The organism is Nonomuraea sp. 3-1Str (assembly GCF_031570565.1).
Taxonomy (GTDB): Bacteria; Actinomycetota; Actinomycetes; order Streptosporangiales; family Streptosporangiaceae; genus Nonomuraea.
This window is the reverse complement of record NZ_JALHBK010000027.1, coordinates 14,373-28,647: the sequence shown is the minus strand read 5'-3', so window position 1 is coordinate 28,647 and position 14,275 is coordinate 14,373. Positions and strand designations below refer to the sequence as shown.

The window sequence follows — 14,275 nt, the reverse complement described above, 5'->3', positions numbered from 1 at the left end:
CCCGGCCGCCACTTGACCCACTCCTTAAGACCCCCGTACCCGGCCGCGACCCTCACACCGGCAGCACGCAGCCCGGGCTCTCCACCTCGTACGCCTCCCCCGTCGGCACCGGCACCCCGTCCTCCAGCGCGAACACCGTCACCCCGCCCGCGTGCTGGTTGGCCACGTACATCCGGTCGCCGTCGATGGCGAAGTGGCGCGGCCAGGCGCCGCCGGAGGGCACCTCCGCCACCAGGGTCAGGTCGTCGGCCCGCAGCACCGAGACGGTGTCCGGGCCCCGGTTGGCCACGTACACGAAGTCTCCCGCCACCTCCAGGTGGGACGGCTGGTTGCCGGCGGCCGCCCGCGAGGCGGAGCCGGTCACGCGGCTGCCGCCGTCGATGGCGGTGACGACGCCGTCCAGCTCGCCCACGACGTACAGGCGCGACCCGGCGAAGGCCATGTGGCGTGGGCCGGTGCCGGGCGGCAGGCGCAGCGGCTCCAGCGGCTCCCCGTCGAGCGTGTAGCGGCGGATCTCGTCCGTGCCGAGGTCGCTGACGTGCAGGACGTCCTCGTGGAAGACCGCCTGGTGGGCGTGCGGGCCCTCCTGGCGGTCGGCCACGGGGCCGGAGCCCTCGTGGCGCAGGGCGACCGCCGCGCCGGTGAAGACCCCGCGTTCGTCGAGCCGGTGCAGGGAGAGGGTGCCGTCGCCGTAGTTGGCGACCGCGAGGAGCGTGCCGGACGGGTGGACGGCCACGTGACACGGGAACCGGCCCTCGCTGGGACGCTCGGCCAGCGGCGACAGGCCGTCCTCGGCCCGGAACGCCGTGAGCCAGCCCTGCTCCAGCTCCCCCACCGCGTACAGCACCGGCAGATCGGGATGGGCGGCCAGGAATGACGGCGAGGCGATGCGGGTCAGCTCGCCGTCACCCGTGACGATGCCCGGGCCGTATCCGCCGATGTACAGGTGCTTCACGACAAGCGTCCTCTCATGGTTGACTGGAGCAATGAATTCGTTGACCCAAGCAAGGGTTTCTGAGATCAGAGCCTTCAACCGGTTCTATACGAAGGTCATCGGGGTTCTCCAGGCGGGGATGCACGACTCGGCGTACTCCCTCACGGAGGCGCGGGTGCTGTACGAGCTGGCGCACGCCGAGCCGATGGAGACCGGGGAACTGCGCGGGCTGCTGGGGCTCGACGCGGGCTACCTGAGCCGGATCCTCACCCGGCTGGAGGGCGACGGGCTGCTGTCGCGTGAGCGGTCGGCCGCCGACGCGCGCAAGCAGGTCGTACGGCTCAGCGAGGCGGGCACGACCACGTTCCGCACGCTTGACGCCCGGTCCGCCGAGGAGATCGAGAGGATGCTCGGCGGCATGGCCGAGAGCGACCAGGAGCGGCTGATGACCGCCATGGCGGCGATCAGGCGGCTGCTCGGCGACACCCCGGCGCGCGAACCGTTCGTGATCCGGCCGCCGCGCACCGGCGACCTCGGCTGGGCCGTCCAGCGGCACGCCGACGTCTACAGCCGCGAGTACGGCTGGGGCATCGCGTTCGAGCGGACCGTGGCCGGGCTCATGGGGAAGCTGGACTTCTCCTCCCGCGACGCAGGCTGGATCGCCGAGGCGGGCGGCCAGCGGCTGGGCTGCGTGTTCTTCGAGCACGTCGACGACCGCACCGCCAAGCTGCGGATGCTGCTGGTCGAGCCGTCCGCCCGGGGGCTGGGCCTCGGGCGACGGCTCGTCGAGGAGTGCGTGCGCCACGCCGCGGACTCCGGCCACGAGCGGATCACGCTGTGGACCCGCGACTGCCTGGTGAGCGCCCGGCGCATCTACGCGGCGGTGGGATTCGTCCTGGAGTCCAGCGAGAAGGGCCGGGAGAACGGCGTCGAGGTGGTCGACGAGATCTGGTCCCGCGACCTGTGACGGACCCGGCCCGCCGGCGCCGCCTGCCCCGCCACCGGCAGGCCCGGCCCGTCATCGTCGCCTGCCCGGCCACCAGTTGAGCGGCCCGGCCAGCCGCATCAGGCTGGGCACCAGCACCGCCCTGATCACCGTCGCGTCCACCAGCACGGCGACCGCCATGCCGACGCCGAGCATCTGCACGAACGTCACCCTGGCGGTGGCGTACGCGGCGAAGGACAGCGCCAGGATGCCGCCCGCCGCGGTGATCAGCGGCGCACCCCGCTGGAGGCCGGCCGCCACGGCCTCCGTGGTGTCGCCCGTCCTGGTGTACTCTTCCTCGATCCTGGACAGCAGGAACACCTCGTAGTCCATGGACAGGCCGTACGCGATGCACAGCATGAGGATGGGGATGCTGGGGTCGAGGCTGCCCGTGGGCGTGAACCCGAGCAGGCCGGACAGGTGCCCGTCCTGGTAGACCCAGACGAGCGCGCCGAACATGACGCCGAGGCTGAGCAGGTTGAGCACGGTCGCCTTGACCGGGATGAGCAGGCTGCGGGTCATGGCGAACAGCAGGACGAACGTGACGCCCAGCATCAGCCCGAGGACCAGTGGCAGCCGGTCCACGACCGAGGCCCGGTAGTCCGCCAGCTCCGCCGGATAGCCGCCCACCAGCACGGGGAACGGCGGCTCGACGGCCCGCACGGCCGTCACCAGCCGCACCGGGTCGCCGGCCAGCGCCTCGGCCGAGGGCACCACCGACAGCCACGTGCCCTCCTTGCCGGTGAAGCGGGCCGGGTCTCCGGCGCCGGTCCGCCGGCCTTCCGCGTACGAGCCGGCCGCCGAGTCGACCTGGGCCACGCCGGGCAGCCGCGACAGCGCCACGGCGTAGGCGTCCACCGGCCCGCCGGCGCCCGCGGAGGCGGCCCGGCCCCTTGAGATGATCTGGATGGCGTCGGTCTCCTCGGCGGGGAAGCCCTGCCGGATGACCTCCTGAGTCTGCCGGGCCGGGGCGTCGGCCGGCAGGACGCGGTCGTCGGCCACGCCGAACCGCAGCCCCAGTAACGGCGACGCGAGCAGGAGCAGCAGCGCGGTCGCCAGGCCCCCGAAGACCAGTGGCCGGCGCATCACCCGGCCGGCGAGCGCGTGCCAGAAGCCGCCGGCCCCCTCCCGCCCGCCCCGCCGGGGCAGCATCGCGCCGCCGACGTAGGCGAGGACGGCCGGCAGCACGAGCACGGCCGCGACCACCCCTCCGGCGACGACGGCGATGCCCGCGTACGCGAACGAGCGCAGGACCCCGAACGGCAGCACGAACAGCACCGCCAGCGAGGCGGCCACGGTCAGCCCGCTGAAGAGCACGGTCCGCCCCGCGTGCTCGACGGCCGCGGCGACCGCCTCCACCCGGTCCAGCCCGCGCCGCGCCTCCTCGCGGAAACGGGCGATCATGAACAGGCAGTAGTCGACGCCGAGCCCGAGGCCCATCGCCAGCGTGAGATTGAGGGCGAACGTGGAGATCTCCGCGAACGCGAGCACCCCGCGCAGCAGCGCCAGCCCGACGACCATGGCGAACACCCCGGCCAGGATCGGCACCAGGGCCGCGGCGACCCGCCGCTGGTAGAGCCAGAGCAGGACGAACACCAGCGGGAAGATGACCAGCTCGGCGCGGACGAAGTCCTGGCGGGCCAGCGGCACGGTCTGGCGGAACACCTCCTCCCCTCCCCCGGCCCGCACCTGGAGGAGCGCGTCGCCCCGGGTGATCTCGGGGACCAGGCGGGGCAGCACGTCCTGCCTGACGTGGCCGGCGTCCCCGGGGACGCGCGCGACGATCAGCGCGTGCCGGCCGTCCTCGCTGCGCAGGGTCGCCGAGTCGCCGCGGGTCCAGTACGACGCGGCCTCGGCCACGCCGTACGAGCGGGCGACGCGGGCGGTGAGCGCCCGGCCCGCCTCGGCGACGGCGGGATCGTCCACGGTCCCGGTCCTGGGACTGACCAGGAAGATCAGGTCGGGGCTGCCGGTGGCGAACCGCGCGGTCAGCTCGGCCTGCGCCTGGTCGGACTCGGAGCCGGGCGCCTCGAACCTGGCCAGCGACAGGCGTGGCACCGTGCCGGCCGCGAGGGCGGCGGCGGCCACCAGCAGGGCAAGGGCCAGCGCGAGCACCGTGCCGCGCCGCCGGGCGAGGAGGCGACCGAGCCGGCGCAGGGGCGGCCCGCCCTCGCGTTCGGACGGCGGAGGACCGGTGTCCGGGACCACGGGCGCGGTCGGGTTGGTCATGCGGGCCCCCCGAAAAAGTCGGTAATCTACTCGTGTTTCATTCGTCGAGGCTCAGAAATACAAGTAAATGCTCGCATTTGTCAACGGGGAGGGCCGCCATGACTGAGCGCGTGGTGCGCAGGCAGGCGCGCGGACTGAGGCGCATGGCGGAGATCCTGGACGCGGCGGAGCTGGTGATCGCCGACGTGGGGTACCCGGAGCTGACGACCAACCAGGTCGCGGCCCGGGCCGGGCTGTCACCGGGGTCGCTGTACCAGTTCTTCCGCAACAAGGAGGAGATCCTCGACGGGCTGGTGGCGCGCTACACCGACGAGCGGGAGGAGTTCTGGGCGGCCAGGCTGGCGGAGGTCACGCCGGAGGTGCCGCTGGAGGCACTGGTCGGCCGGCTCGTGGACGAGAGCGTGGCGTTCAAGACGCGCTCGCCCGCGTACTGGGCCCTGCTGTACGGCTCGGCGACCGGCGACAAGCTCGCCGCCGCGGCGGCGCGGCTGCACGAGGCGATCGCCGGGCAGGTCGCGGCCATGCTGCGGCGCCGCTCCCCCGGCCTGGAGCCGGCCCGGGCGCTCACGCTCGGCACGATGGCGGTGGCGGCCGTGAAGGCGGTCATGCCGCTCGTCACCACGGCTGCGCCGCAGCGGGCGGAGGAGCTCGTGGCCGAGCTGAAGGTCATGCTCGTGCGCTACCTGAGCGGAGATCAGTGACGGAAGGGGCCGGCCACCTCGAAGGTGTGGCCGTCCGCCGGGTCGCCCGCCGGGCCTCGCCGGGAGGAGAAGTACAGCCGCGAGCCGTCGGGCGAGAACGCGGGCCCGGCCGGTTTGGACGCGCCGTGGCCCTCCAGCAGCAGGAACGGGCTGATCGTCCGGTCGGGGGTGATGACGTCGATCTGCATGGTGTCCCTGGCCACGTACAGGTCACCGGACGGGGCGGCGGTGACGGCCCGCACGCCCTCGCACAGCCGCTCGATCGTGGACGTCTGCGCGTCGTAGGCCCACAGGCCGCGGTCGCCCTTGGTGGTGAAGTAGCAGACGCCGCCGGCGTAGTGGCAGCCCTCGGCGCCGTCGAACCGGCGCGCCTCCTCCACCTGGTGGCGCGCGGCCTTCAGCAGCGCGGCGGGTGACGGCACCGGCCGCCACTCGCCCGAGACGCACAGCACCTCCAGCCGGCCCTCGGTCAGGTCGCCCCAGTCGCCCGGCACGAACCGGTAGAAGCACCCGTCGGCCTCCCCCTCCGTGAGGTAGACGACCTCCCGGTCGGGGTCGCACGCGGCGGCCTCGTGCTTGAAGCGGCCCATGGCCAGGCGGGGGCGGGCGGCGCGGGTGCCGTACGGGTCGCACTCGAAGACCCGCCCGCGGTGGCCGAGCTCGCACGACAGCCACGTGTTCCAGGGGGTGGCGCCGCCCGCGCGGTTGAGGTCGGTGCCGGACAGGATGCGGTAGGCGTCGGCCACCGCCCCGCCGGGCCCGAACCTGATCGCCGCGGCGCCGCCGAGCAGCGGCAGGTCGGAGTTGGAGACGTAGATCCAGCCGCTGCCGTCGGGGAAGCAGGCGCCGCCGTCGGGCGCCGCGTGCCACGTCAGGCCGGCCACCCTCCGGCCCGTGCGCGCCACCACCCGGCCGGTGAACCCGGCGGGCAGGACCAGCCCGTCGCCGCCGTACGGTGCGAGCGGGCCGTACGGGCCCACCGCCTCCCGGCGGAGCGGGCCCGTGCGGAGGAGAGTCTTGCGGGACATGGTCAGGCCTCCCTCTGGGTCCACGCTAGTCGACCGCATGGACATGAATGGCGGGATCCCGGACACCGAACAGCACGCGAACCCCGGCCCACCGGCCCCTCGCAACCGTGCATATCGCCCACGTCCCCCCGCCCTCCGGCAGCAGAAGCCCGGGGGCCGCGCGGGCTCCCGGGCTTCGCCGACGCGACGCGGTCAGCGCTGGGCCTGGAACATCCAGCGTTCCTTGTCGATGTCCTGCGCGATCGCGATGAGCACGTCCTGGGTGACCGGGTCGGGCTCCTCCGTCTGCTCGATCCGCTCCCGCATACGCCGTCCGACCCCGTCGAGGATGTCGGTGATCGTGGCGATGACCTTGCCGTCCTCGATCCAGCCGCTCTCCGGCTGCGCCAGCTTGGTGCTCTTGGCCAGGGTGGAGGAGCGGCCGTCGGGGTTGATCCCCAGCGCCGCCGCGCGCTCGGCCACGGTGTCGGCGTGCTCGCGCGCCAGTGAGACCAGCTCGTCGAGCTGGAGGTGGATCGAGCGGAAGTTCGGCCCGACGATGTTCCAGTGCATCTGCTTGGCGACGAGCGACAGGTCGACGAGGTCGACCAGGGCGCCCTGCAGGCACTCGGCCACCGTGCTCTTCGCCTCGCCCGAGAGCGGTCCGGTGATCTGCACCATGATGTTCTTCCTCCCCCTAGTAGGACATCTCTCCTTCTTCTGAACCATTTCGCCGGCTTTAATCCTGCACATTGACACTGCAACAGTGACAGTGTCATTGTGGAGGCATGGACGAGACCTGGACCATCGGCGAGCTGGCGGAGCGGGCGGCCGGCCTGCTGCGGGCCGGCGGGCCGAACGGCAACGGCCGGGTGCGTGAGGTCCCGGGCGAGCGTCTGATCAGGTGGTACACGACGATCGGCCTGGTGGACCCGCCGCTGTCCCGGCGCGGCAGGGTCGCCCGGTACGGCCGGCGCCACCTGCTGCAGCTCGTCGCCGTCAAGCGCCTGCAGGCCGCCGGGCTGTCGATCGCCGACATCCAGGTGGCCCTCGCGGGCGCCACGGACGCCATGCTGGAGACGGCGGGTCACCCGGACACCGCCGTGCCTCCGGGCGGGCGCCCGGAAAGCCTCCCGGCGGCCCGGCCGGCCGCGAAGGCCGTCCCCGCGCCCCGTCCCGATGGCGTCTCTGCTCCGGACCCCCGGGGCGGCGCTTCCCCGGAGGGCGAGGAGGCCCGCTTCTGGACGCGCCCCCCGAGCGGCCGCACCCCGACCCCGACCCCGGTCGTGACACCGGCCACGACCTCCGCCGACGACGACGCGGCGACGGCGGCCGGTGGGCTGGTGCGCGGGATCAGGATCGCGCCCGGCGTGACGCTGGTGCTCGACGGCGCGGGCCGCGTCCCTTCCACCGACGACGTCCAGGCCGTGCTCGGCGCGGCCGCCCCGCTGCTGGCGGTGCTCGAAGAGAGGAAGCTCGCATGAAGATCGTTCCACTCGAGGCCGAACGGTGCCGGCCCGTCCCGGACGCCGGGTTCGGCGCCCTGCGCACCGACCGGGGCAACCTGCCGCTGGAGAGCGTGGACGTCTCGGCCGCGATCTCCGGTCTGGTCGCCGGGGTGGAGGTGGCCCAGGGCTTCCGGAACCCGTTCGACGTCACGCTGGAGGCCACGTACGTCTTCCCGCTCCCCGACCGGGCGGCCGTGACGGCGTTCCGGATGGAGGCCGACGACCGGGTGATCGAGGGCGTGCTCAAGGAGCGCGGCCAGGCGCGGGCCGACTACGACCGGGCGCTGCGCGAGGGCAGGCGGGCGGCGATCGCCGAGGAGGAGCGGCCGGACGTGTTCACGATCCGGGTGGGCAACATCCTGCCCGGCGAGCGGGTCACCGTCCGGATGTCGCTCAGCCAGCCGCTGCCGTACGAGGACGGCGCGGCCACGTTCCGCTTCCCGCTGGTGGTGGCGCCCCGCTACATCCCGGGGACACCGCTCGACGGCGCGCCCGCCGGGGACGGCACGGCGCCCGACACCGGCGCGGTCCCCGACGCCTCGCGGATCACCCCGCCGGTGCTCCTGCCCGGCTTCCCCTCGCCGGTGCGGCTGTCGCTGGCCGTGACCCTCGACCCCGCCGGGCTGGACCTGCGCGACGTCTCCTCCAGCCTGCACGTCGTGGAGGAGGACGCCCACACGGTACGGCTGCGCCCCGGCGAGCGGCTGGACCGGGACTTCATCCTCAGGCTGGCGTTCGACGCCTCGACCTCGCTCCAGCTCGACACCGGCGAGAGCACCGGCGAGACCTCCGGCGGCGAGGGGACGTTCGCGCTGACCGTCGTCCCGCCCGCGCTGGAGGCGCCGCGCGCCCCCCGTGACCTGGTGCTGCTGCTGGACCGTTCGGGCAGCATGGCGGGCTGGAAGATGGTCGCCGCCCGGCGGGCCGCCGCCCGCATCGTCGACACCCTCACCTCCGCGGACCGGTTCGCGGTGCTGACGTTCGACTCGGTGGTGGAGCAGCCGTTCGAGGGGCTCGTGGAGGCGTCGGACCGCAACCGGTACCGCGCCGTCGAGCACCTGTCCCGCGTGGACGCCCGGGGCGGCACCGAGCTGCTGGAGCCGCTGCGCGAGGCCGTGTCGCTGCTGCCGCCCGCCGAGGGCCGCGAGCGGGTGCTCGTCCTCGTCACCGACGGCCAGGTGGGCAACGAGGACCAGATCCTGGAGCAGGCCGGCGGCGCGCTGTCGGCCATGCGCGTCCACGCCGTCGGCATCGACCGCGCCGTGAACGCCGGCTTCCTGGGCAGGCTCGCCGGGCTCGGCGCGGGCCGGTGCGAGCTGGTCGAGTCGGAGGACCGGCTCGACGCCGCCATGGAGCAGATCCACCGGCGCATCGGCGCGCCCCTGGTCACGGACCTGGAGCTCAAGGGTCTTGACGTGGTGCCGGGCACGCTCACGCATCTGGGCTCGATCTTCCCGGGCGTGCCGCTGCGGGTGTACGGGCGTCACCGGGGCGGCGGGCCGGTGACCGTGCGCGGCCTGGCGGCGGGCGAGCCGTGGGAGCGGCAGGTCGCCGGGACGGCCGTGGACAACCCGGCCCTGCGCGCCGTCTGGGCCCGCGCGCACCTGCGCGAGCTGGAGGACCGGTACGCGATGGGCGAGCACGAGCTGGAGGCGCGGATCGTCCGCGTCTCGCTGGAGCACGGCGTGCTGTGCAGGTTCACGGCGTACGTGGCGGTGGACAGCAGGACGGTGGCCGAGGGCGGGCCGGAGCACCGGGTCATCCAGCCGGTCGAGCCGCCGAGCGGCTGGGAGATGCCGTCGGCGCCGCCGATGCCCGGGTTCATGGCGCAGGCCGCGGTGATGTCGGCGCCGAGCCCGATGCGGGCGTCCTCGCCGACGTTCGAGGCGGCGTTGGACCAGGGAATCCCGATGAGCCCGGGCCCCGCTCCGGGCGCCCCCGCGGGCGGCGCCGGAGGGTACGGAGGTTCCTCGGGCGGTTCGGTGGGACCGCGGGGCCCGATGTTCGGGCGGCCGGGGGCCGCGCCGCGTCCCGCCCGGCGCGCCCCGCGCGAGCTGGGGTCGGTACGGGAACAGCTCGTGGCGGAGCTCGACCGGCTCAGGGCGCTGCACACGGCCGACGCCCTCTACCTGGCCGACCTCGGCTCCCGGCTGGCGGCCCTGTCGGCGTACCTGGGCGGTCACACGGAGCTGTCGGACCTGGCGCGCGAGCTGGAGGCGGCCGAGCGGCCGGGCACGGACCTGACGGCACTGCGGCGGCACGCCATCGAGGTCCTCACGTCCCTGACGGGCGGCGGCCCCGGCGGCGGCTCGGGCGGCGGCTCCGGGGAGAAGCCGCCGCGCGCTCCCTTCTGGAAGCGCGCCTGACGAGCCGGTCCCGTCCTGACCGTGACACGGCCAGGACGGGACCGGTGCTCCGGCGATCATTCAACGTGCGCGGGCCATGCGGAGAGAACCGGCGAAATCGCGCAGCGTGCCGAATGCGTTCCGCCCTCGTGACGGCACCGTCCGGTACGACAGAAAGGGCCCGAATCACTCCCGAGAGCGTCGTGAGGGAATGTCACGACTCGAGCCCTCAGTGTGACGCGACCCTGTGTGACTCCTTCTCCATGCCCTGTGACCTGCCACCGCGCCTCCCGGGCCGGACCTCAGGCAGGTGCAACCACAATCACCGGAAATCCGGCGATAAATACGGACCAGGAACGACGGTCGCATTTTCCGGTAAACGGGGAAACCCCGCGCCCACCGGCGTCCCCGAAATACCGCGCACCGTCCGGTCCGGTACGGCGCGGCCCATAGGCTGGAGCGTGTGAGCACTCTTGTCCTGGACGGCGGCCTGGCCACCCACCTCGAAACGCTCGGCGCCGACCTGAGCGACGAGCTGTGGTCGGCGCGGCTGCTGATGGAAGACCCGGACCTGATCCGGCGCGTCCACGCCGACTACTTCGCGGCGGGCGCCCACGTGGCGACGACGGCCAGCTACCAGGCGTCGATCCCCGGCTTCCTGCGACGCGGCGCGAGCGTGGCGCAGGCCGAGCGCCTCATCAGGCTCTCGGTCGAGCTGGCCGCGCAGGCGCGCGACGAGGCCGGGGGTGGGCTGGTGGCGGCCAGCGTGGGCCCGTACGGGGCCTACCTGGCCAACGGCGCCGAGTACACCGGCGACTACGACCTCGGCGAGGAGGGGCTGCTGGCCTGGCACCGGCCCCGCTGGGAGATCCTCGCCTCGGCCGGCGCCGACCTGCTGGCCTGCGAGACCATCCCGTCGTACGCCGAGGCGCGGGCGCTGGCGCGGCTGCTGAAGGAGACGCCGGGGCTCAAGGCGTGGGTGAGCTTCTCCTGCCGGGACGGCGAGCACATCAGCGACGGCACGCCCATCCGTGAGGCGGCCGCCCTGTTCACCGGCGACCCGCAGGTGGTGGCGGTGGGCGCGAACTGCACCGCGCCGCGCCACGTGCCCGGCGTGATCGCGGCCCTGTCCGGAGGGCTGCCGGTGGTCGTCTACCCCAACTCGGGCGAGACGTGGGACGCGGAGGGCCGCCGCTGGCTCGGGCTGACCGATCCGGTGGAGTACGGCCAGGCGGCCAAGGAGTGGGAGCGCGCGGGGGCGTCCCTGATCGGCGGCTGCTGCCGCTCCACCCCCGACCACATCAGGCAGATCCGCACCCACCTGTCCTGACCCCGGCCTGTCCTGACCCCGGCCTGTCCTGACCCGCGGCCTGGCCTGAGCCCCTGGCCGTCCAGCCCCGGCCTGGCGTGGAGTGAAGCGGGCGGCGCCCTCCGGGCGCGGCCCGCCCCTGGTCAGGCCGAGGCGCCCACCGGTGTGTCGCGGCGGCGGCGCAGCAGTGTGTCCACCGCCAGGGCGCCGCCCCCGGTGAACCCGACCGCCAGCGCCCCGGCGGCGAGCGACAGGACGAACTCGTATCCGCCCTTGTCCGCGCCGAACCCGCTGGCCCCGTGGACGAACACGATCGCGCCCACCATGTCGAGCGCCAGCAGCGTGCCCGCGATGGGCAGCGCCGCGCCGAGGATCAGCGCCAGGCCGCCGGCCACCTCCAGCACCGCGATGGCCGGAGCGGCGACGCCGGCGAGCGGTACGCCGATCGACTCGAAGAACTTCGTGGTGCCCGCGATGCCCATGACGGCGAACTTCTGGTAGCCGTGCACGAGGAAGATGACGCCGAGCGCCACCCGGGCGAGCAGCAGGGCGACGGGGCGCGCCTGGTCGATCATGCTGTCTCCTCAGACAAGTGGTTCGTTCAGTTTTGAACGACTGTAGCAGGATGGTTCAAATCTGAACAACGCGTACACTTGGGCCGTGACGGACACCCGGTGGCTAGACGACACGGAAATGGCGGCGTGGCGCGCCTTCCTGTCCACCTCTCACCTGCTGGAACGGCGCATCGAGGAGCAGCTCAAGGCCGCGGCCGGGCTGACGCACCCGCAGTACGAGATCCTGGTGCGGCTGGCCGACGCCCCCGGCCGCCAGTTGCGCATGACGGAGCTGGCCCGGGACGTGGTGGTGTCGAAGAGCGCGCTGACGTACCAGGTCACCCGCCTGGAGAGGGCGGGCCTGGTGGAGCGCACCACGTGCCCGTCGGACGACCGCGGCGTGCTGGCCGGGATCACCGAGGCCGGCCTGCGCTGCCTCGAACGCGTGGCGCCGGGCCATCTCGATGTCGTGCGCTCCTACCTCATCGACCGGCTCACCCGCGACGAGCTGGAGGTCATGACCACGGCCATGGCGAAGACGGAGCAGGCCCTGAGGCGGTGAGGAGCGAAGGTCAGTGCTTGGCGGCGGCCCGGGCCGCACGCTCCATCTCGACCTTGGCGCTGGCCGCGTACTTGTCGACGTACTCCTGGCCCGACAGCTCCATGAGCGCGTACATGATCTCGTCCGTCACCGCCCGCAGGACCAGCCGGTCGTCCTCCATCCCGTAGTAGCGGGAGAAGTCGAGCGGCTTGCCGAACCGGACGCCCGGCCGGATGCCCAGCTTGGGCAGCGGGTGGCCGGGGGGCATCATCTCGAAGGTGTTGACCATGGCCCACGGGATGACCGGGGTCCGTGACTCCAGCGCGAGCCGGGCGACGCCTGTCTTGCCCTTGTAGAGGCGGCCGTCGGGCGAGCGGGTTCCCTCGGGGTAGATGCCGAGGATGTGGCCCTCGCGCAGCACCCGCAGGCCGGTGCGCAGCGCCGCCTCGCTGGCCTTGCCGCCGGAGCGGTCGATCGGCACGGTGCCCACGCCGCTGAAGAACAGCCGCGTGAAGAAGCCCTTGACGCCCCGGCCGGTGAAGTAGTCCGACTTGCCCAGCGAGATGACCTTACGGCGCAGCTGCAGCGGGCCGAAGAAGTGGTCGGCGAACGACAGATGGTTGCCGGCGAGGATGACCGGCCCCTGTTTGGGCACGTTGTCCGCGCCCTCGGTCCAGGGCCGGAACACGAGACGGAGGAACGGCCCCAAGATGGCCTTGACCACCCAGTAGAACACCCGGCCACCTCTTCCTCTGCGCTTCATCTGTGAGCAACGTCATCTTCGCATCTCAGACTCGATGCTCCTACCCACCTCTCGCACAAAGGGCCTGGATCGTGCGACGATCGGGCAATTCCGGGATGAAATCCCTTCGAGGAGCTGTTATGCCGCTCATGCCAGGCGCGGAGCCGTACCATCACGAAGCAGGCCAGATCGGCGTGCTGCTCTGCCACGGGTTCACCGGCACGCCGCAGTCGCTGCGGCCGTGGGCGGAGTTCCTCGCGGAGCACGGCCTGAGCGTCTCGCTGCCCCGCCAGCCGGGCCACGGCACGACCTGGCAGGAGATGAACCACACCCGCTGGGAGGACTGGTACGCCGAGGTGGAGAAGGCGTTCGAGGATCTCCAGGGGCGCTGCGCCGAGGTGTTCGTGGCCGGCCTGTCGCTGGGCGGCTGCCTGGCGCTGCGGCTGGCCGAGGTGCACGGCGACGCGATCAAGGGGGTGGTGGTGGTCAACCCGTCGATCGCGAACGACGTGCCGCTGATGAGGCTGGCCCCGCTGCTCAAGTGGTTCGTGCCGTCGGTGCCCGGGGTGGCGAACGACGTGAAGAAGCCGGGCGTGACCGAGCTGGCGTACACGCGCACCCCCGTGAAGGCGGCCGCCTCACTGCCGGGACTGTGGTCGCTGGTGCAGGCCGACCTCGCCCGGGTGACACAGCCGCTGCTGGTGTTCCACAGCACCGACGACCACGTGGTGAAACCCACCAGCGTGGCCGTCATCCGGCAGAAGGTCCCGCAGGCCACGATCGAGGAGCTTACGGATAGCTACCATGTTGCGACGCTCGACAACGATGCCGACAGGATCTTTGCCGGTAGCCTCGGCTTCATCAGGACACATGCCTCGGTACCCTTGCAGAGGGACTGATCGCACCCAGGGGGAAGTCGCGATCGCTGCGGAGAGGCCCATCTAGGTGACGCCCCAGAGTGACGAGGACGAGGTCTGGCGGCAGATCGTCGCGTCCTTCAACGACACCGCCGAGCGCGACTCGGCCGATCAGCCGTGGCCGGACAGCGAGAACGTCCCCCTCGACCAGACGCACCGGGTGATCCAGCCCGCGGAGCCCGCGCCGGCCGAGGAAGCGGAGCCGGAGCGGGACGAGCACGACGATGAGGACGACGAGGGCCATTTCGAGCCGCCGCCCCCTCCCCCGCTGCCCAAGCTCGACCTGACCACCAAGCTGGCCTGGGCGGGGCTGTTCGGCGGGCCCGCCTACCTGCTGCTGGCCGCGATGGCCGACTGGCGGATGGAGGGCTGGGCGCTGTTCACGGCGGTGGCGGCGTTCATCGGCGGCTTCGTGGCGCTGGTGGTCCGCATGGGGGACGGCCCGCCGAACGACTCCGGCTGGGACGACGGAGCCGTCCTCTAGCTCCGGTCAGAAGGGGCGG

Annotated in this window: 14 protein-coding genes; 8 read left to right on the top strand and 6 right to left on the bottom strand. The window is 73.1% G+C overall.

Annotated features, from left to right (window positions below):
- Positions 1-52: 52 nt before the first annotated feature.
- The gene (locus tag MTP10_RS32375; protein ID WP_310714219.1) at positions 53-955 is read right to left on the bottom strand and encodes a beta-propeller fold lactonase family protein; all 903 of its coding nucleotides are present in this window, start codon (positions 953-955) and stop codon (positions 53-55) included.
- A gap of 118 nt (positions 956-1,073) precedes the next feature.
- On the opposite strand from MTP10_RS32375, the gene MTP10_RS32370 reads away from it, so the two are divergent.
- Positions 1,074-1,901 (top strand): helix-turn-helix domain-containing GNAT family N-acetyltransferase, encoded by an 828-nt coding sequence (locus MTP10_RS32370; protein ID WP_310714217.1) that lies wholly within the window; start codon positions 1,074-1,076, stop codon positions 1,899-1,901.
- A 51-nt stretch (positions 1,902-1,952) separates the two neighbouring features.
- Here the strand turns inward: MTP10_RS32370 and MTP10_RS32365 are convergent, their stop codons facing one another.
- Complete coding sequence (locus tag MTP10_RS32365) at positions 1,953-4,148, bottom strand: MMPL family transporter (RefSeq protein ID WP_310714215.1); 2,196 nt, start codon at positions 4,146-4,148, stop codon at positions 1,953-1,955.
- A gap of 98 nt (positions 4,149-4,246) precedes the next feature.
- Between MTP10_RS32365 and MTP10_RS32360 the strand changes: the two genes are divergently transcribed.
- The gene (locus tag MTP10_RS32360; RefSeq protein WP_310714212.1) at positions 4,247-4,849 is read left to right on the top strand and encodes a TetR/AcrR family transcriptional regulator; all 603 of its coding nucleotides are present in this window, start codon (positions 4,247-4,249) and stop codon (positions 4,847-4,849) included.
- Here the strand turns inward: MTP10_RS32360 and MTP10_RS32355 are convergent.
- On the bottom strand, positions 4,843-5,877 hold the full coding sequence (locus tag MTP10_RS32355) for an alkaline phosphatase PhoX (protein ID WP_310714209.1): 1,035 nt from the start codon (positions 5,875-5,877) through the stop codon (positions 4,843-4,845). The two genes, MTP10_RS32360 and MTP10_RS32355, sit on opposite strands and share 7 nt — an antisense overlap.
- 192 nt (positions 5,878-6,069) lie before the next feature.
- Positions 6,070-6,537 carry a DNA starvation/stationary phase protection protein gene (locus tag MTP10_RS32350; RefSeq protein WP_310714207.1) on the bottom strand — a complete coding sequence of 156 codons (468 nt, stop codon included), beginning with the start codon at positions 6,535-6,537 and terminating at the stop codon, positions 6,070-6,072.
- 107 nt (positions 6,538-6,644) lie between these two features.
- Between MTP10_RS32350 and MTP10_RS32345 the strand changes: the two genes are divergently transcribed.
- The 3 genes from MTP10_RS32345 (at position 6,645) to mmuM (ending at position 11,039) form a co-directional block, all read left to right on the top strand.
- The gene (locus MTP10_RS32345) at positions 6,645-7,340 is read left to right on the top strand and encodes a helix-turn-helix domain-containing protein (RefSeq protein WP_310714205.1); all 696 of its coding nucleotides are present in this window, start codon (positions 6,645-6,647) and stop codon (positions 7,338-7,340) included.
- Positions 7,337-9,730 (top strand): VIT domain-containing protein, encoded by a 2,394-nt coding sequence (locus tag MTP10_RS32340; protein ID WP_310714203.1) that lies wholly within the window; start codon positions 7,337-7,339, stop codon positions 9,728-9,730. Before MTP10_RS32345 ends, MTP10_RS32340 begins: the two co-directional genes overlap by 4 nt.
- 433 nt (positions 9,731-10,163) lie before the next feature.
- Positions 10,164-11,039 carry a homocysteine S-methyltransferase gene (gene mmuM / locus MTP10_RS32335; RefSeq protein WP_310714419.1) on the top strand — a complete coding sequence of 292 codons (876 nt, stop codon included), beginning with the start codon at positions 10,164-10,166 and terminating at the stop codon, positions 11,037-11,039.
- 122 nt (positions 11,040-11,161) lie between these two features.
- On the opposite strand, the gene MTP10_RS32330 is transcribed toward mmuM, so the two are convergent.
- Positions 11,162-11,593: a DoxX family protein gene (locus MTP10_RS32330; protein ID WP_310714200.1), complete on the bottom strand. Its 432-nt coding sequence runs from the start codon at positions 11,591-11,593 to the stop codon at positions 11,162-11,164.
- An 85-nt stretch (positions 11,594-11,678) separates the two neighbouring features.
- Between MTP10_RS32330 and MTP10_RS32325 the strand changes: the two genes are divergently transcribed.
- Entirely contained in the window at positions 11,679-12,134 is a 456-nt protein-coding gene (locus MTP10_RS32325; RefSeq protein ID WP_310714198.1) for a MarR family transcriptional regulator, read from the top strand.
- Between the two features lie 10 nt (positions 12,135-12,144).
- On the opposite strand, the gene MTP10_RS32320 is transcribed toward MTP10_RS32325, so the two are convergent.
- Positions 12,145-12,849, bottom strand: a complete 705-nt coding sequence (locus MTP10_RS32320; RefSeq protein WP_310714417.1) for a lysophospholipid acyltransferase family protein — start codon at positions 12,847-12,849, stop codon at positions 12,145-12,147.
- A gap of 146 nt (positions 12,850-12,995) precedes the next feature.
- Here MTP10_RS32320 and MTP10_RS32315 point away from each other — a divergent pair, with 146 nt between their 5' ends.
- Together MTP10_RS32315 and MTP10_RS32310 are read left to right on the top strand one after the other, a co-directional pair.
- Complete coding sequence (locus MTP10_RS32315; protein ID WP_310714195.1) at positions 12,996-13,754, top strand: alpha/beta fold hydrolase; 759 nt, start codon at positions 12,996-12,998, stop codon at positions 13,752-13,754.
- Between the two features lie 46 nt (positions 13,755-13,800).
- Positions 13,801-14,256 (top strand): hypothetical protein, encoded by a 456-nt coding sequence (locus tag MTP10_RS32310; RefSeq protein WP_310714193.1) that lies wholly within the window; start codon positions 13,801-13,803, stop codon positions 14,254-14,256.
- Positions 14,257-14,275 lie beyond the last annotated feature (19 nt).